Source organism: Pandoraea vervacti, assembly GCF_000934605.2.
In the GTDB taxonomy this organism is placed as follows: Bacteria; Pseudomonadota; Gammaproteobacteria; order Burkholderiales; family Burkholderiaceae; genus Pandoraea; species Pandoraea vervacti.
The window spans coordinates 4205446-4223263 of the sequence record NZ_CP010897.2 but is presented as its reverse complement, the minus strand read 5'-3'; the positions used below and the strand labels follow the sequence as shown (position 1 = coordinate 4223263).

Genomic DNA, 17818 nt, shown 5'->3' with positions numbered 1-17818 from the left:
GTTGGGGTCTGCGCGCGCAGATCGCGCTGATTTTGGTTCTTCTTCCCCGGTGGGGGACCGACACCCGACAATGGTTGCGCAAACCGGTGTCGAGCCACTGACCCTTTCAGCGCCACTTCACTCCATCGCATGGCGAGTGCGTCAGGAGCGCTCTACCTCCCGAGGCCGTGCGCTCGCCTTTTGCGCCATGTCGCTGAGAGATTCGATCTTGGGAGACCGAGGCACTTGGGTTGTATCGTTGGGATCCGCTTTCTGTTTTGCGGCTTCCGGCCAGGCTGCATTCGTCGTCGGGGGTGCCCCTCCGCGCCAATCACTCAATGTTTTGACGCCACTTCGCTCCATCGCATCGCGAGTGCGTCAGGAGCGCTCTACCTCCCGAGGCCTTGCGTTCACCTTTGGCGCCATGTCGCTGAGAGATTCGATCTTGGGAGACCCAGGCACTTGGTTTGTATCGTTGGGATCCGCTTCCTGCTTTGCGGCTTTCGGCTACGCTGCATTCGTCGTCGGCGGCGCCCTCCGCGCCAATCACCTGATGACATAAAAAACGCGCTGCCCAGACGGACAGCGCGTTTTTTCGTGAAGCGTCACGTTGCTTATCAGAAGCGCTGCGTGGCTTACCCCGCCGATGCCTCCGGGAATACAGGCTCGCCCAGATTCAACATAAGACGGTTCGCCCACGCGAAGATGGCAATCGAGTGAATGAGGTCCAGAATCTCCGCATCCGTCAAACCCACGTCGCGCAACGCCTGCAACTGCTCCGCACGCACATCGCCCGGTTTTTCCGTCAACGCGATCGAGAACTGGGCGATCGCTTTTTCGCGATCGGTCGTCCCGGCCGTGCGGGGTTCGTCGAACACTTCACGGATCACATCATTGCGCTTCGCCAACTGCTCGAAACGCTGCGCATGCACCGACGCACAATACACACATCCATTGATACGCGAGACAACCGTCGTCGACAACTCACGCTCGGCGCGCGGCATTCCTCCCGGCGCGTACATGATGGCGTTGAACGCCGCCGAGCGTTGGCGCAAGATCTCGGGTTGATGCACGAGGAAGAGGTAATAATCCGATGTCTTGGCCTTCGGATGGCTTTCTTCCAATACCGCCACCTGCTCCGGCGTTGCCTTGTCGAGTTCGACGACGTCGAGCCACGCATCCCAGTCGAGCGACTCGTTGGTAAAGCCATGCGAACGAATGATGTCACTCATGCTGTCGTCTCCTGCGGAGCCAGTTGTTTGAGCGCTTGCAGACCCGCGACCAGACGCGTCTGGTACGACAGAAATGCAATCAGTTGTGCCAATGCAACGATGGCCGGCGTCGTCAGTCCAGCCGCCGGCAGCTTGTGCAAGGCTGCCTTGTCACCGGCGACGGGGTTCTCGATGAGCGTCTTCGTGAACGTCAGGATCGCGCGCAGACGCGCATCCGTCACATCCTCCGGCGAGCCGGCTTCGACGGCCTTCAACTGCGCCGCATCGACGTCGTGCTTGCCCAGTTCGCTCCGGTAGTGCGCCGCAAGCGCAGCGGACGGCGTCAGACGGCTCGCATACAACGCCACGAGCAAACGCTCGACGAGCGTAATGCCCGCGAGCGCCGGATCGAACAGTCCTTCGTAACTTCCCTGCGTCGCCGCAGCGACCTTGTCGCGTGCGTGACGCAACGTATGCGTTGCCGACCCCGGCGTCAATCCCGCTACGCGGTCGACGAGATCGCTGGCAATGTCGTATTGATGGCTGACAGTCATGATTGTCCTTGTGATTGGGCGCGCTCGGCCACCGCCTGCGCGAGGAATGCCTGCACGCCGGCCCACGAACGCTCGTCGGCGTACGCATTGGCTTCGGGGTCTCCACCACTGGTGCTGATCTTGCCGGAGACCGGATGCGCGTAGATCAACTGTGTTGTTGGCACGTACGGAAAGACGATGGCATGTCCCGCATGGTCGAAATCGAGATGCTCGACAGCATACGGATGGGAGTGGGCGGCGAGCCGCTGCGTCACCATCCGAGAGTAAAGGCTCGACGGCCAGGAGCCGTCATCCTCCGCCGAGAGCAACATCACCGGCCCGCGAATCTTCTCTACGGGGATACGGGCGCGTTCGACGGCCTGCGGGTCATCCAGCGCTGTGAGCATCGCCTTGGTGTGACGGTGCGGCGGCGGGCCTTCATCGAACGGCGCCCACGACGCAGTCCGATTGTTTTCCCAGATATGCGGCAGCGGCTTGCCATCCAGCAACCAGGTCGGACCTTCCCGTCCAATGGCCGGATCGCAGGCATTCTGCGCACTGTGAATCAATGCGCTCGGCACGTAACCGATCACCGCGGAGACGGCCTCGGGGAACGTCGCGCCGAGCAACAGCACCAACTCGCCCCCACGCGACTGGCCCGACAGCGCCACGAAGTCATGCGCCGGCTGCACGGTGCGCCGCAACCAGTCCATGCCGTTCTTGAAGTACTCGAGCGGCGTATTGGAGATGTAATCGGGCAACCCCGGACCCTTGAAGTATCCGAGCGCAAACGCCGCATAACCATGCGATGCGTACAACGCCGCACGGGGCTCGTTGATCCCGCCGCCCGACCCATTGAGGATCATGACGGCAGGGTGAGGCCCGTCGTCCGGCGGCAGATACAGCGTGCCGACGAGCCCGTCATCACGCACTTCGCGTCGCGTCACGCCCTCGGCGGCGAGTCGTTGGGTGAACGATACCGACGACGATTCCCCGCCGCCGGCCTGCGCCACCACCGTCGTCAGTAGCGGCGCCATGACCGGTTGCGGGAACACGTCGCGGCTCTTGCCGTCTTCCGGCACCTGAGACCAGACCAGACCCATCGCGGACACGCCGCGATAGCTGCCGCTCACCGGCGCGTCACGCGCGACGTCGACGACGCCGTCGGCGTCCGCGACAAAGGTCGCCTGTGCGTGCCAGACCACACCCCCCGCCCGCGCGGTGCGAGCGGTGAGCGTGACGTGCGCGCCGGGTGCCGCACCGCGCACCACGAGGTGGCGCGGCACGTCGATCAGCGCATCGGCGGGCGTCGCCGTTAATGTCAGCGACGAGGACAGAGACGAAGCGCGCGACGAAGTTTGCGATGACGTCATAACGTGGCGACCGGCTTACTTCGCCGCCTTGGTCACTTGCATCGCAACGGTGCGATCGCTCGTGAACGGCGTGACCTTCAGGCCCTTACGTGCGGCCCAGATGTTCTGGTAGTGATACAGCGGAATCGTGCCGACGTCGTCCGTCTCCACCTTCACCGACTGACGCAGGATCGCTTCGCGCTTGCCTTCGTCGAATTCGGCGGTCGACGCATCGAGCGCCTTGTCGATCGCCGGGTTGCTGTAATGCCCCCAGTTCGACGCACCGAGGCCCTTCTTCGGGTCGACGGTCGCCAGCACGTTCACCAGCGCGTAGCTCGCCTCGCCCGTGCCGTTACCCCATGCCAGCATCGTCACAGCGTACTCGTTCTTGTTCGCACGGCTCGAATACACCGCCCAGGGCACCACTTCCACTTGCGTCTTCACGCCGATGCGCGTCCAGAACTGCGCCACGGCCTGCGCCGTTTCCGGACCCAGCGGGTAGCGGTCGTTCGGCACGTGCATCGTCAGTTTGAACCCTTCCGGGAAACCGGCTTCGGCGAGCAGCTTCTTGGCCTGCGCGGCATCGAACGGAATGTCCTTCACGTCAGGGTTGTAGCCGAACGTATCCTTCGGCATCCACTGGTTGGCCACGCTGGCCGTGCCTTGCATGATGCGCGAGACGATGGCTTCGCGATTGATGGCGAGCGAAAGCGCACGACGCACGCGCACGTCGAGCAGCGGGTTTTTTGCCAGCGGCTTGCCCGCGTTATCGGTGATGTACTGGTTGGCGCCTTCGCGGAACGTCGGCTGGAGCAGCATCACGCGCAGACCCGGGTACGGATAGACCGTCACGTTCGGCGCCTTCTTCAGGCGCGGAATGTCCGACGCCGAGACCTTGTCGATCACGTCGACGTCGCCGGCGAGCAGCGCGGCGGTACGCGCCGCACCGTTGTTGATGTAGCGGTAGTCGACCTTCTCCCACTCCGACTTGCCCGCCCAGTAGTTGTCGTTGCGCACCATCTCCACACGGTCGCCCGGCACGTACGAGACATACTTGAACGGCCCCGTGCCGACCATCGCACGACCGGCGTTGTAATCGTCGGTATTCGACTTCTCACCCACATGCTTGCTGACGATATGCACCGAAGCGAGGTTGAGCGGCAGATCCGGGTTCGGGATCTTTGTCTTGACGACGAGCGTGAGCGGATCGGGCGAGCTCATCGTGTCGATGGTGCGCAGGTAGCCGGCGTACGTAGCCACGCTGCCCGGCACGTTGCGGGCGCGCTGGTACGAGAAGATGACGTCGGCCGCCGTAAAGGGCTGACCGTCTTGCCACTTCACGTTCGGGCGCAGCTTGAATTCCCATGTCTTCGCGTCGAGCGCCTTCCACGACACGGCCAGACCCGGCTGGAGCTTGTTCCACTTGTTCTCGACGAGCAGATCCCAGAAGTGCAGGCCGACGGAACGGTCGCCCGCATGATTGTTCAGTTGCGGGTCGAGCGAGGACAGCGGGTCGGCAAACGCGATGCGCAGCGTCTGATTGTTTTGGGCAGACGCCGCCGCGCTCGTCACGAGCAAGGCCGCCGCCAGAGAGGACAACAAGAAGCGTTTCATTATCAATCGATCCTGGTCGTTGGGGAGGAGGTGAAAAGTCAGTGACGTCGGTCACTGATCGTTAAGGTGACAAGCACTCACGTGATTGATGGCCACACCGCGCAGCGTGGGCACTTCCGTGCGGCATCGCGGCATGGCATGCGGACATCGCGGATGGAAGTGGCAACCGCTCGGCGGCGCGATCGGGCTCGGGATCTCGCCCCGGATCGCAGAAAAGGTCTTGTGACGCACGTCGATGCGAGGAATCTCGGCGAGCAACGCCTGCGTGTACGGATGGTTCGGGCGACGGAAGACTTCCTCGACCGGTGCGCTCTCGACGATGCGTCCCAGATACATGATGACCACGCGATCCGAGAGATGCTCGACCACGCCGAGGTCATGGCTGATGAAGACGTAGGTGAGCCGCAGTTGCTCGCGAAGATCCATGAAGAGATTCAGGATCTGCGCCTGAATCGAGACGTCGAGCGCGGCGACGGCTTCGTCGCACACCAGCAGATCGGGGTTGACCGCCAGCGCCCGGGCGATGCCGATGCGCTGACGCTGCCCGCCGCTGAACTGGTGCGGATAGCGATGACGCAACGCCGGATCGAGGCCCGCACGCTGCAATTGCGCGCTGACGTAATCGTCGAACCCGGCGCGGTCCGTGAGCCCATGCACGAGCGCGCCTTCGCCGACGATGCGATCGATGCGCAGGCGCGGGTTCAGGCTCGCGTACGGATCCTGAAAGATCATCTGGATCTTCAGACGCGCGTCGCGCTGTTCGTCCGCGCTCAGCGACTGCGCGGGGCGTCCATGAATCTGCACTTCACCGGCGGACGGCTTGAGCAATCCGGCGAGCATGCGCCCGAGCGTGGACTTGCCACAGCCCGATTCGCCCACGAGACCGACGACTTCGCCCGGCTTGACGATCAGATCGACGTTGTCGACCGCGCGCACGACGGCAGGCGGGTGCGCCAGTCCGACGCGCTCGAGCAGGCGCCCGGTCGCGCCGACCTTGCGCTCGCCGAAGCGCTTGCTCACGCCGCGCAGCGACACGATCGGCGCCGGCAGTGTCGCGCTCGGGCTCGTCGTCTTGCCGTAGCCGGCACCGGCCGGGTGGCCAGTCTGGCCCGACTGACCTTGGGGCAGCGGCGAATTCATACCCTCTCCTTTTGCAGCGCAGCGCCCGGATGGAAGCAACGCACGAGGCGGCCCGGCGACGTTTGCGTCATCTTCGGACGCTCGCCGCAGGCGGCCGTGGCATAGGCGCAGCGCGATGCGAACGCGCAGCCCGCCGGCATGTTCAACAGATTCGGCGTCATGCCAGGGATCTGACGCAGGCGCTGTCCACGCTTGTTCAGGCTGGGCAAGCTGCCGATGAGGCCCGCGGTGTAGGGGTGTTGCGGCGCGTCGAGCACGGCGTCGACCGCGCCTTGCTCGACGATGCGCCCGGCATACATCACCGCCAGCGTGTCGGCCAGACCGGCGACGACCGACAGGTCATGCGTGATCCAGATGAGCGCGGTGCCGTTCTGGCGCGCGAGCTTCTGCACTTCCGAAAGAATCTGCGCCTGAATCGTGACGTCGAGCGCGGTGGTGGGCTCGTCCGCGATGATGAGGTCGGGGCGATGCAGCATGGCAATGGCGATGGCCACCCGTTGGCGCATGCCGCCCGAGAGCTGGTGCGGATAAGCGCGCAAACGCTCGTCCGGGCTCGGAATGCCCATCATGCCGAGCGTCTCGCGAGCAAGATCGCGTGCCTGGGATTTCGACACCTTCCGATGCGCGCGCACCGCTTCGATCATCTGCGCATCGACACGCAGCACCGGATTGAGCGTCATCATCGGATCCTGAAGGATCATCGCAATGCGATTGCCTTGCAGGTGGCGCAACTCGCCAGCGGACATCTTCGTGAGATCGCGGCCCTGGAACAGCACTTCGCCGCCGACGACGCGACCCGGCGCATCGACCAGACCCATGATCGAAAAGCCGGTTACCGATTTGCCCGAACCGGACTCGCCGACGAGGCCCATGATGTGACCCGGCGGCAGCGAGAACGACACGTCGTCCACGGCGGGCAAGGTGCCGGCTCGCGTGACGAATTGTGTGCGCAGGTTCCGCACTTCCAGTGTGAGTGGCGACGATGCCGCTGCCGGGGTGGAGGGAGATGACACAGCGCCGCTCATTTCTGCAACCTTGGATTGAACACGTCGCGCAGGCGATCGCCCACGAGATTGATGGCGACGACGGTGACGAGCAGCGCCAGGCCGGGATACACGCTGATCCAGTATTCGCCGGAGAGCATCGTCTGATAGCCGTTGAAGATGAGCAGGCCGAGCGACGGCTCGGTGACCGGCACGCCGAGACCCAGGAACGAGAGCGTGGCTTCAAGCGTGATCGCGCGGGCGACCTGGAGTGTGCCGACGACGATCAGCGACGGCAGGCAATTCGGCAGGATGTGACCGAGCACGATGCGCCAGTTCGGAATGGCCTGGCAACGTGCGGCTTCGACATACTCGCGACGCGATTCGACCAGCGCCTGCCCGCGCGCCGTTCGCGCGAAATAGGCCCATTCCAGCACCACGAGCGTGAGCACCACGTTGCCAATGCCTTTGCCGACATAAGCGAGGATCATCAGCGCGACGAGGATCGACGGGAACGACAGCAGCAAATCGACGAGTCGCATGAGGGTGGCGTCGACGCGTCCGCCGGCGTAGGCGGCCACCAGTCCAAGGATCGTGCCGAGAATGCCCGCGATGAGCGCCGAGCCGACACCTACGCTGAGACTGATGCGCAGCCCGTAGATGATGCCGGAGAGCAGGTCGCGGCCCTGGCCGTCGGTGCCGAGCCAGTAGGTGTAATGGCCGTCGACGTTCTCCGTACCCGGCGCGAGACGCGAATCCAGAATGTTGAGCTGCCCCAGATCGTACGGGTTTTGCGGCGAGATCCATGGCGCGGCGAGGGCCGCAAAAATCAGGACCACCAGCATCGCGAGGCCAAGAATGGCGCTCTTCGAGCGCAGGAACTCGCGCAGCCCTTGCTGCCAGGGCGTTTCGCGACGCATGGGCACCGGATCCGTCACGAGCGCGGAGAGCGGATTGCCGGGATTACCGGGATTACCGGGGGTGCCGTTAGAAGATGGATTGAGCGACATCAGGCGGCGGCCTCCACGCGCACTCGCGGATCGAGCCATTTGTAGAGTACGTCCACGATGAGGTTGAGCGACACGAACAGGCACACCACGACGATGAGATACGCCACGATGACAGGGCGGTCGATCGAGTTGATGCTGTCGAGAATGAGCTTGCCCGCGCCGGGCCACGCAAACACGGTTTCCGTCACGACGGCGAAGGCGATGGTCGAGCCGAATTCGAGACCCAGCACCGTCACCAGGGGAATCAGCGTATTGCGCAGCACATGCATGAGGACCACGCGCAGCGGCGACAGGCCCTTGGCGCGTGCGAACTTCACGAAGTCCTGCGGCAGCACTTCCGTCACGCCGGCGCGGGTCAGGCGCAGCACCAGCGAGGTCTTGAACATGGCCAGGTTGATCGCAGGCAGAATCAGGTGGCGCAGCCCGTCGGCGGTAAGAAACGACCACTGCACCCCGAACAGACTCGCCGTCTCGCCACGACCGCTCGCGGGCAGCACGCCGAAGTGCACGGCGAAGACCATGATGAGGATCAGGCCCACCCAGAACGTCGGCAGCGAGAAGCCCACGATGCTGCCCGTCATCAGCAGTTTCGAGATCGGATTGCGGGGATAGAGGCCCGCGAACAGCCCCAGCGGAATGCCAACGACCACCGCGATGATGAGCGCGGCGAAAGCCAGTTCGAGCGTGGCGGGCAGGCGTTGCAGAATCAACTGGATCGCCGGGACGTTGTACACGTAGCTGTTGCCCAGATTGCCATGCAGGGCGCCGTTGAGGAACGCCAGGTACTGACGCCACAACGGCTGATCGAGACCGAGTTGCGCGATGATGCGCGCACGGTCGATCTGGTCGACGTCCTGACCGATGAGGATGTCGACCGGATTGCCGATCGCATGCAGGCCGACGAACACGATCAGCGTCATCAGCCACACCACGAACACCGCTTGCAGCGCGCGGCGCAGAATCCATGCGGTCATGATGCGAGGTGCTCCTTGTCCGCCGGGGCGGCGGCAGGCGCATCGCCTGTGGCCGTCACCGCAGGCGGTGGCGGCGCAGGTGTCCATTCGTCGCCATAGACTTCCGGCTCGGCATACGCCTCCATGTTGGCGTAGTGATGCGCCACATCCTCACGATAGAACGTGCCTGCGAGCCCTTGCGCCAACCGCTTCGCGCCTTCGCTTACCGCAGGAATATCGCCCGAGACGGCGCCGTGCGACAGCGTGGCCGGTGCGCAGAAGCAATGAATGCGTTCCAGTCCCGGGCAGGCGCCGGGCGTTTTTTCCTGAAACTCGAAGGTCGGGCCGAGGTCCGGCGAATCGGACAGCTCGACATCCTCGTCGCCCGGTGCGGGCGTGTAACGGTCGCTCCACTTGCGAACGAACTTCGAGAACGATGCGAACTCGGGGCGCCCTTCGATATCGATGCGAAAGCCCGTCGCGAAGACGAGGAAGTCGAGCACGAAAGTGCCCTTTGCCGTGCGCACGTGCAGGGCTTCGCCGACCGGGGTGACGTCGAGAATCGGTGCGCCAAGGTTGAAGCGCGCGTTTTCGTGACGGGACACGCGCAACGTGCTGCCACGCGGTGGCGGCACTTGCTGAACGTTGACGTAGTGACGGATGCGCCACTTCCATTCGTCCGGCAGATGGATGTGGCCGTGCGTCAGACCGGGGTTGCCGGCACCTTTGCCTTTGTTGACGCGCGGGATGTCGGCACGGCGAATCAGCAGGTCGACGCTTGCGGCGCCGGCTTCGAGCGCGGTGGCGGCGCTGTCCATCGCAGACGCCCCGGCGCCGACCACCCCAACGCGCTTGCCACGCAGCGTCGCGTAATCCATCACGTCCGAAGAGTGCGCCCAGAAGCGGCGCGCAAGCCCCCGGGCAAAGGCGGGGACCGTGGGGCCGCCAAGGCCGTCGCGGCCCGTGGCGAGCACAACGTGACGTGCGTAGACGATTCGATCGCCTTCTGGCGACGTCACCGACAGTTCGACAACACCGTCCGCCCCGAGCGGCGTGACGCTGTTGATGCGGTGGTCGTTACGCACGTCGATGGCGAGCACGTCGCGATACCAGCGCAGGTAGTCCATCCATTGCAGGCGCGGAATCTTGTCGAGCGCCTCCCATGCCTCTAGCCCGAACTGCGCTTCGAACCACGCCCGGAAGGTAAGCGCGGGCAGACCGAGCGCCGGGCCGGTGAGTTGCTTGGGCGAGCGCAGGGTTTCCATGCGCGCCGTGGTGACCCACGGCCCTTCGAAGCCGCGCGGCGATTGATCGAAGATCACCGCGCCGACCCCCAGGTGTGTAAGCGATGCGGCCGCTGCCAGACCGGCCATGCCCCCGCCGATGATGGCGACGTCGAGCACGGGCTGGCCGCGATAGGTGCGCTCCGGTACCCAGTGCCTGGCGGGCAGTTCGAGCCAGGCGAGGTCCTGGCGCAGACGCGCTTCGAGCGCGGGCAGGCCGGTGGCGATGGTCGGGGACGTGGTCATGACGACTGGGCTTCCTTGGGGGCGGGCAGGTCGCCGTAAAGCGACTGCAAGACTTGGGCGTGTTCGGTAGCGGCGCGCTGCACGAAGCCGGGCAGCAGGTCGCGCGCGGCATTGGCCAGCGCATCGACGAATGCGAGCGCGGCGGGCGACGGTTCGCGGGCGTCGCGGGTAATGACGCCAAAGAAAAACGGGATATCGGCATCGATCGGGCGCACGGCCACATCCGCGAGCGGCAGTCCGTACGCGGTGACGGGTTCGAGCACGGCCACGCCGAGCCCCGCGCGAACGGCGGTCATGGCATTGATCGACGCGTTGGTCTCGATGAGGCCGGCCGGCGCGACGCCTGCCTGCGAGAACGCCTGATCGAGGCGGCGGCGCAGGCGGTAGGGGTTCTGCATCGTGATGATGCGGCGACCGGCGCAGGCAGCCAGCGGCAAGCGTTCATGCGCGGCGAGCGGATCGTCGTTGCGCACGGCCGCGACGCACGCCGATTCGCCGATCCAGTGCACGACGATGCCACGGTGTTCCAGTGGCAGGCTCGTCACGCCGATGTCGGCGGCGCCCGTGAGCACGGCGTGCACGACCTGCTCCGGCGAGGTGCTGCGCATCTGGATCTGGTGCGTGTCGCGCGCGGGGCCTGGCAGGGCAAGTGCGGCGGGCACGAGCCCGGCGGCCAGTGCCGACGTGGCCGCGACATGCAACGGACGGGTCTGCCCGCGCGCGATTTCATCGGCGCGGGCGCGGATCTGCTGCAAACCGGCCAGCACATGCTCGACATCTTCGAACAGCAGGAAGCCCTGTTCGGTCGGTGTGACGCGCGGACCGCTGCGCGCGAACAGGGCGTAGCCGATCTCGGCTTCGAGCTCCTGAATCATGCGGGTGATGGCAGGTTGCGAGCGCCCGAGCAAACGCCCGGCAGCAGTGATGCTGCCGGTCGACATGACCGCCGCGAAGGCTTCGAGTTGGCGTAATTCCATCTGGCTCGGTGTGGGGACGAGGATATGGCGCGTACCCCACGCCCCAAACCCCCGGTGATCGACGCCGCTACGGCCGTCGAAGTCGCAATACCTGCTGTATTCGGATTGCGTATTCTTCGGCTACAAGCATGCGTCCTGCAAATACTTAATATTTATATGCTCATGACCCGAAGTGGATAGGAGGGTTTTGCCTAGGTGGCACAAGGCGGAAAGAAAATTAGTGCGGGGTGGGGAGTTGCGGCGGTTTCTCGCGTAATGAGACGGTGGCCGAACCCGGTGGATGCCCGCGTAGCGCTATGCGACGCGTCCGACGCTGTCCAGCGGCAGGCGCAACTGGTTTGGATCGTCGGGGCGCGGCTGGCGGCGGCGCAACAGTGCGACGCCGCGGGGCTTTTTTCTCAGCGTCGCGTCGTCCGGTGGCTCGACGTGACTCAGGCGGAACGCCGGGCGGGTCAGTTGCAACACGGTGAGCGGCGCGCACGGACGACGTGCGCTGCCAACCTTGGGCGGTTCGGCGAGGACAGTATTGGCGTCTGCCGCTCTGCCTGCTGCTTTGTCCGTCGGTTCGCCCGTCGGTTCGGCAGGCTGCGACGCCGCAAGACGCCTGCCCAACAACCGATAGATGTCGGGATCGAAACCTGTCGCGGCGGGCATGGTGTCGATGAAGGTGTCCAACGCCTCGCGCGAGGCCACGCTGCCGAGATACTGCCAGCGATCGATCACGTGGTACTCGACGTTGTGCCCATCGAGGTCGCCATGGGCGTTACCGTCGAGAGTGCCGCCGCCATGACCGATGACGCTGTCCTTCCCGTCGCCATCCTCGCGCATGCCGTGTTCCTCGATGGCGATCGGGCCGTCATACGGCCAGGTTTTCAGTTGCAGTGTCGCGAGCGCTTCGCGAGTCCGCTCGGTGTGTGCCGCGAGCGGGGTGTCGCCCACGCACACGCCATCGCAGCGCTTGACCTGATAGCCGAAACACGGACGCCCTTTGGCCGCCTTCTCCAGCCCCAGTTGCGCACAGCACAGACGGTGCTCGTCAGCCAGCGCGCGCAACGCGGCTTCTGCACTCGCGCGCGAGGAAAACGTGCCATAGAGCGCTTCGGCGCTGGCGAAGTCGACGGTTCTGGCGCTCACGAGCTGCGGCACATCGCTGTCCTGCGTCAGTTGCCAACTATAGAGACTCGCAGCGCGACGCAGCATACGGTTGTGTACCGGCTGCAATTGCTTGACGAGTTGCGATTCGCGCAGCAATGCCCCCAACTCGCCGACCGTTCGATGCACCTCGACCCGGCGAATCTCCTGAGAGATGCGCAAGTCCTTGGCCACCTGATGGTCGCTGGAGAAATGGGAGCGCACGCGGGCGCGAACATCCACGCTCTTGCCGACATACAAGAGTATGTCGCCTTCGCCATAGAACAGGTACACGCCGGGGGTGTCGGGCAGTGCATCGATGGCCTCATCCGGCAACTGCGGCGGCTGACTCGATCGCTTCGTGACTCGCTGTACCGCCTGTCCGATAAGGTCCGGCGTGTAGAGCGTATGAAGCTTCTGCCAGAACTGCCAGAGCAGATCGGCATCGGCGAGCGCCCGGTGACGGCCCTGCGGCATCAGGCCGAAGCGGGCGATCAGTGCATCGAGTCCGTGGCGGGCGGCCGACGGAAACAGCAGGCGCGACAGACGCACGGTGCACAGCACGTCCGCCTGAAACGCAATGCCGGCGCGTCGAAATTCGTTCTTGAGAAATCCGTAATCGAAGCGGGCATTGTGCGCGACGAAGAGTTTGCCGTGCAAACGCTCGGCCAGGCCCTGGGCTAGCGTGCCGAACGACGGCTGGCCCTTCACCATCTCGTTGGTGATGCCCGTGAGCTTCTGAATGAACGGCGGAATGGGTTCGGCCGGGTCGAGCAAGGTGCTCCATTGCTCCACGCCGTGGGGGCCGACCTCGACCACGCCAATCTCGGTGATGCGGTCTTCGAGCGCATTGCCGCCGGTCGTCTCCAGATCGACGAACACCATCGGGGCGGGCAGCGAACGGGCGAGCGCGTCGGGGTCGATCATCGCGGGGATGATGTCCCGGGTAGCATGCCACGTTGGCGAATCTGCGCCTTCGACCCCATTGTCGAACACTTCGACGGTGACGCCAGCATCGAAGCCCCCGCGTAGGCGCCGGCATCGTTTGCCGACGAGTCGTCGTTGGCGAAGGCGGCCACAATGGCGCGGAAAACCGCCGGCGCAGCCATGTCGGGCCATTGCAGATCGACCGCAGCGTCGAGCGACGGCAGTTCGCCGTCGCGTCGCAGGGCTTCGTCGCCGGGCAGACGCAGCAAGCGCGCAAGTACCCACGGCTCATGCCGCGCGTGAAGGCCGATATCCGCTTCCGCTTCGTCTGCGATGGCGATCAGCGTGCGCCAGTCCAGCGGTATGGCCGACACGTTGTCGCTCGCCTCCCACGCTGGTGCGCCATGGGGTACTTCGGGTGCTTCACGTGAGTAGCGTGCGGCGATCTCGCGCACGACGCTGGCCAGATCGCGCTCGGCGGCGCTTAGCGCCAGTTGATCCCAGTCGATGGTTTCCATGAGATGTTCCTCGATTGGGGTACATGATACTGTATAAAATCACAGTGCGCGAGTCACGTATGTGGTGCAGTGTGCGTCCCGACTGCGACGGACTCGTCGTGCCCGCTCGCGCGTGTAATACTCTGCGCCATTCTTCCCGCACAGGAGCGCGCGCCCGATGTTGACCCTGTATACCTTCGGCCCGGCGTTCGGGCTGCCTGACGCCAGCCCGTTCGTCGTCAAGGCGGAGATGCTGCTCAAGCTGGCCGGTCTGCCTTACCGTACGGATCGCGGCGGGTTTCGCCGCGCGCCGAAGGGTAAGCTGCCCTTTATCGATGACGATGGCGAGATCGTGCCGGACTCGACGCTGATTCGCCTGCACATCGAGCGCAAGTACGGGGTCGATTTCGACGCCGGACTCACGCCCGAGCAGCGCGGTGCGGCATGGATGTTCGAGAAGGCGCTGGAGGACCATTTCTACTGGCACGTGGTGCAGGCGCGCTGGTGCGACGACGGGAATTTCGCCAGAGGACCGGCGTCGTTCTTCAAGTCGATTCCGTGGCCGGTGCGCCCGGTCGCGCAAAAGGTGATTCGCCGCAAGATCCGTAACACGCTACATGGGCAGGGCACGGGTCGTTATCGGCCGCCGGAGCAGCAGCAGTTGCTCGCGCGCGGCACGCAGAGCGCCGCACAATTGCTGGGCGAGAAGCCGTACTTTTTCGGGGACAAGCCCTGTGGCGCCGATGCCACCGCGTTCGGTTTCATTTCGGGGGCGCTGACACCGAGTTTCGATCACCTGCTGCGTGATGAAATCGAAAAGCACGTGAACTTGACCGAGTACGTCGCCCGCATGCGTCGCGAGTTCTTTCCGGAAGTCTGAACGGATAGGTCGACAATGACGGCGCGCGCGATGGCTCGACGTCGCGCGTGACCCGTATCGCCCGACTGCCGGGCGTCATGGTCAATCCCCGTCCGCGTTCGGGTCCTTGCCGCGTTTGCGGCTTCGGGCCGTTGATCGCCTCAGCCTGCCTCTGACGCCGTTTCGTCGCTGGAGAGCACGTCCGAGAGCACGAGGTTGCGCCCGGAAATCTTGGCGGCGTACAGCGCACGATCGGCGCGGACGCAAAGGGCTTCGAGGCTCTCATGTTCGAGCCAGGTGGCCACACCGCCGCTCAGGGTGTAGTGGCAAACGCCAAACGGACCCGCCACGAGATGTCGGCTTGCCTGGGTGCGCAGGCGCTCGGCAATGCGAATCGCACCCGCCGTGTCGGTGCCCGGCAGCAGCACGGCGAATTCTTCGCCGCCCAGTCGCCCGAAGACGTCGCCCTCACGCAGGCTGTCGCGCACCAGTTTCACGAACTCTCGCAGTACCGTGTCGCCACCCGCATGTCCGTGGGTATCGTTGATCGCCTTGAAATGATCGAGATCGATGACGACGATCGACAGCGGCCAGCCGCGCGCCACCGCACGCGCCATCTCCTGACGCGCTAGCAGGTCGAAGTGCTTGCGCGAAATTGCGCCCGTCAGATAGTCGCGATTGGCGGCCTCTTCGGCGGTGGCGAGCATGGCGTCGTGAATCATGAGCACCGAGCCCATCGTCATGGCGGGCATGACGACTGCACCGATCGTGAGCATGACCGTATTGAACATCGTCGGTGCGTAGACCTCCGGGCCGGGCGCAGGGGCCCAACCAAACGCGACCCCGCGTACGATGTGCCCCACGGCAAAGGCGGCGGCCATGCCGGCCGTCAGCCAATAGTTGTAAGGGTGACGGCGCGGCGGGATATGACGAAGGATCAGCACCGAGATAGCGAGCAGCAGGCTCGCGTGGTATGCGGAGACGACCACGACACGCCGTTGCGGATTGTCGACGCCGTAGTGCCAGAACAGGATCGCGGCGGCGAGCACGCCCAGCGATGCCCCCAGCGCATGCCAGTGGGGCGGGCGTCCGAGAAAGCGCGCGCATCCGGCGTAATAGAGCAGCAAGCCGCCGGCCAGTGTCAGATTGGCCACCGGAATCGACAGAAAATCGGGTACGACGCCGCGCAGGGCAAACAGCGGCAGGGCAATCAGCACGGCGACGTTGGCGAAACACCATTCGCGCACCCCCGCCACGCGCGAGCGTAACAGCGAACCCACGATCAGCAGCATCATGAAGCCGAGGAGTGAGGTGATCGCGAGCAGAGACGTCGTCAACATGGCGTTGGCCAAGGGAAAGACTGACATGTGTTGAGCATTGTAATGTACTGCGCGATGCGCGTTACAGTCCTTCGAGTGTCACGCCAGTAAAATGGCCGGGTTGGCGAGTCGCGTCCTTCATGTCCTTCGCGTCATTCATGCGGTTCATGCGTCATGCCGCGTACGGACAGCGCGCATGGCTCGCCCCCTTCGATTCAAGGAGTTTTCGTCCATGTCGACGACCCGACCCAATTCGTCCCCTCGCTACCGCTTGCTGAACGCGGCAGCGCTTGCCCTGAGCATCGTTGCCGGCCTTGCTGTGTTGCCCGCACACGCGCAACAAGAGCCCATGCAGCGCCGTTCGGCGCAACCGCCGCTCTTTGCCGCGCCCGCGAGCAACGTCGCGGCCCCGGCCACCGACATCGATCGCGACGTGCGTCCGGCCCTCGAAGCGGCCGGTCTCTGGCTCGGGCTTGCCGATGTGAACCGCGCGCGGCAAAGCTGGGAGCAGGCCGCTCCGGTATTTCAGCGCGCTATTTCGGCTGACGACTGGGCGCGAAGCCTGCAAGACGCACGCACCCCATTGGGCAAAGTGAAGTCGCGCAAGACGCATGACGCGGTCTTCACCCGCTCGCTGCCTGGCCAGCCGGATGGGGAGTACGTGGTGATCCAGTACGACACGGTGTTCGAGCACAAGGCCGAGGCGCACGAAATGGTGACAATGGCGTTCGGCATCGACGGCCGCTGGCGCGTGGCCGGTTATCTGGTGCGGTGATGTGGTGAGGCAGTGACGCGGGAGGGAAAGGTGCGAGCGTGCAGCGGGGGACGGTCTGTTGCGCGCCCTGTGAACGTCGGCTTAGCGCGGCAATGCAGGTTCGACGATATGCATCGTCGTCTCGACGTGCGCGCGGGCAATCGCTCCGGCGAGCGCTTCGTCGCGGGCGCGCAGTGCGGCGAGCAGTTCCCGGTGCTGATCGTTGGTGGTCCGCAATTGCTCGTCGGAGAACATGACCGGCACGCGCAGCGCCCAGTAGTAAAACTGGGTACGTTCGTGAAATTGCGCGATGATGATGTTATCTGCCGCCTTCACGATCAGATCGTGAAATTCCGTGTTGAGACGATTGAGCGTCAGGCGGGGCAGGTTCGCGTTCGGCTCCATCTGGACGATGAGGGCGTCGAGCGCATCACAGATCTCGGGCGTGATCTTGCGGGCCGCCAGCCGGGCGGTTTCGGACTCGATGGCCATGCGGCTCTCGAAGATGGCGCGCACGGGAAGATGGTCGGCGCCTTGCACTTCCCAGCCTCGATTGCGGGCGATGAAGCCCTCACCCTGGAGAATCAGCAACGCTTCGCGCACTGGCGTGCGGCCCACGCCCAACAACTGGATCAGGTCGTCCTCGATGAGGCGCTGCCCGGGCTTGAGCTCCGAGGCGAGAATCATGCTGCGGATTTTGGTCCGCACTTCACCAGTAATCAGGTTGCTGGGCGCTTTCATCTGATGCTTGTCTTCCATTGAGCGGCGCGCGCGCCGTTTACTTCGACTTCGGCGAGAGGTATCCGCCGTGCCGGCGCTCTCGTGCATGCGGTGGCGTCGCCTATGTATGGGCGCCTGTCCGTGCCGCTGCGGATTTTACCGAGTTTCTCCGGACCCCCTGAAAACCGTTCCCAAAGCGTCAAAGTTGCTGCGAACCGGCACACAACGCAGGGTTGCCGTCGAATTTTGCGCAATTCTTTCGGCTTCCGAAGCGAGGACTCGCTTATACGCTCGTTTGAAGTCTCCGAAAAACACCATAACGCCCGAGCG

General features: G+C 64.5%; 14 protein-coding genes and 1 pseudogene. 2 read left to right on the top strand and 13 right to left on the bottom strand.

The window, feature by feature from the left end; translation table 11 throughout:
• Positions 1-614 precede the first annotated feature (614 nt).
• From UC34_RS26190 to UC34_RS18275, 11 genes and pseudogenes are all read right to left on the bottom strand, one after another.
• Positions 615-1744, bottom strand: a pseudogene (locus tag UC34_RS26190) (CMD domain-containing protein).
• Positions 1741-3096 (bottom strand): acyl-CoA thioesterase/bile acid-CoA:amino acid N-acyltransferase family protein, encoded by a 1356-nt coding sequence (locus tag UC34_RS18320; protein ID WP_044456690.1) that lies wholly within the window; start codon positions 3094-3096, stop codon positions 1741-1743. Before UC34_RS18320 ends, UC34_RS26190 begins: the two are co-directional and overlap by 4 nt.
• A gap of 15 nt (positions 3097-3111) precedes the next feature.
• A complete protein-coding gene (locus UC34_RS18315; RefSeq protein WP_044456689.1) occupies positions 3112-4689 on the bottom strand; it encodes an ABC transporter substrate-binding protein in 1578 nt (525 codons plus the stop codon).
• 51 nt (positions 4690-4740) lie between these two features.
• Positions 4741-5739, bottom strand: a complete 999-nt coding sequence (locus UC34_RS18310; protein ID WP_044458379.1) for an ABC transporter ATP-binding protein — start codon at positions 5737-5739, stop codon at positions 4741-4743.
• A gap of 86 nt (positions 5740-5825) precedes the next feature.
• A complete protein-coding gene (locus UC34_RS18305) occupies positions 5826-6842 on the bottom strand; it encodes an ABC transporter ATP-binding protein (protein WP_237165149.1) in 1017 nt (338 codons plus the stop codon).
• 8 nt (positions 6843-6850) lie between these two features.
• Positions 6851-7732 carry an ABC transporter permease gene (locus UC34_RS18300; protein WP_044458378.1) on the bottom strand — a complete coding sequence of 294 codons (882 nt, stop codon included), beginning with the start codon at positions 7730-7732 and terminating at the stop codon, positions 6851-6853.
• An 89-nt stretch (positions 7733-7821) separates the two neighbouring features.
• On the bottom strand, positions 7822-8796 hold the full coding sequence (locus UC34_RS18295) for an ABC transporter permease (RefSeq protein WP_044456687.1): 975 nt from the start codon (positions 8794-8796) through the stop codon (positions 7822-7824).
• Complete coding sequence (locus tag UC34_RS18290) at positions 8793-10304, bottom strand: flavin-containing monooxygenase (RefSeq protein WP_044456686.1); 1512 nt, start codon at positions 10302-10304, stop codon at positions 8793-8795. The genes UC34_RS18295 and UC34_RS18290 overlap by 4 nt, the downstream gene beginning before the upstream one ends.
• Positions 10301-11281 carry a LysR family transcriptional regulator gene (locus UC34_RS18285; RefSeq protein WP_044456685.1) on the bottom strand — a complete coding sequence of 327 codons (981 nt, stop codon included), beginning with the start codon at positions 11279-11281 and terminating at the stop codon, positions 10301-10303. The genes UC34_RS18290 and UC34_RS18285 overlap by 4 nt, the downstream gene beginning before the upstream one ends.
• A 294-nt stretch (positions 11282-11575) precedes the next feature.
• Positions 11576-13339, bottom strand: coding sequence for an exonuclease domain-containing protein (locus UC34_RS18280; protein ID WP_084070795.1), 1764 nt, complete (start codon positions 13337-13339; stop codon positions 11576-11578).
• On the bottom strand, positions 13336-13857 hold the full coding sequence (locus UC34_RS18275) for a DUF2471 family protein (protein ID WP_044456684.1): 522 nt from the start codon (positions 13855-13857) through the stop codon (positions 13336-13338). Before UC34_RS18275 ends, UC34_RS18280 begins: the two co-directional genes overlap by 4 nt.
• 157 nt (positions 13858-14014) lie before the next feature.
• On the opposite strand from UC34_RS18275, the gene UC34_RS18270 reads away from it, so the two are divergent.
• Positions 14015-14716 carry a glutathione S-transferase C-terminal domain-containing protein gene (locus UC34_RS18270; RefSeq protein ID WP_044456683.1) on the top strand — a complete coding sequence of 234 codons (702 nt, stop codon included), beginning with the start codon at positions 14015-14017 and terminating at the stop codon, positions 14714-14716.
• Positions 14717-14856: 140 nt separating this feature from the next.
• On the opposite strand, the gene UC34_RS18265 is transcribed toward UC34_RS18270, so the two are convergent.
• Positions 14857-16035, bottom strand: a complete 1179-nt coding sequence (locus tag UC34_RS18265) for a GGDEF domain-containing protein (protein ID WP_044456682.1) — start codon at positions 16033-16035, stop codon at positions 14857-14859.
• A gap of 211 nt (positions 16036-16246) precedes the next feature.
• On the opposite strand from UC34_RS18265, the gene UC34_RS25205 reads away from it, so the two are divergent.
• Entirely contained in the window at positions 16247-16789 is a 543-nt protein-coding gene (locus UC34_RS25205; RefSeq protein WP_052811126.1) for a DUF4019 domain-containing protein, read from the top strand.
• A gap of 81 nt (positions 16790-16870) precedes the next feature.
• On the opposite strand, the gene UC34_RS18255 is transcribed toward UC34_RS25205, so the two are convergent.
• Positions 16871-17509, bottom strand: coding sequence for a GntR family transcriptional regulator (locus UC34_RS18255; RefSeq protein WP_167370671.1), 639 nt, complete (start codon positions 17507-17509; stop codon positions 16871-16873).
• Between the last annotated feature and the right edge of the window lie 309 nt (positions 17510-17818).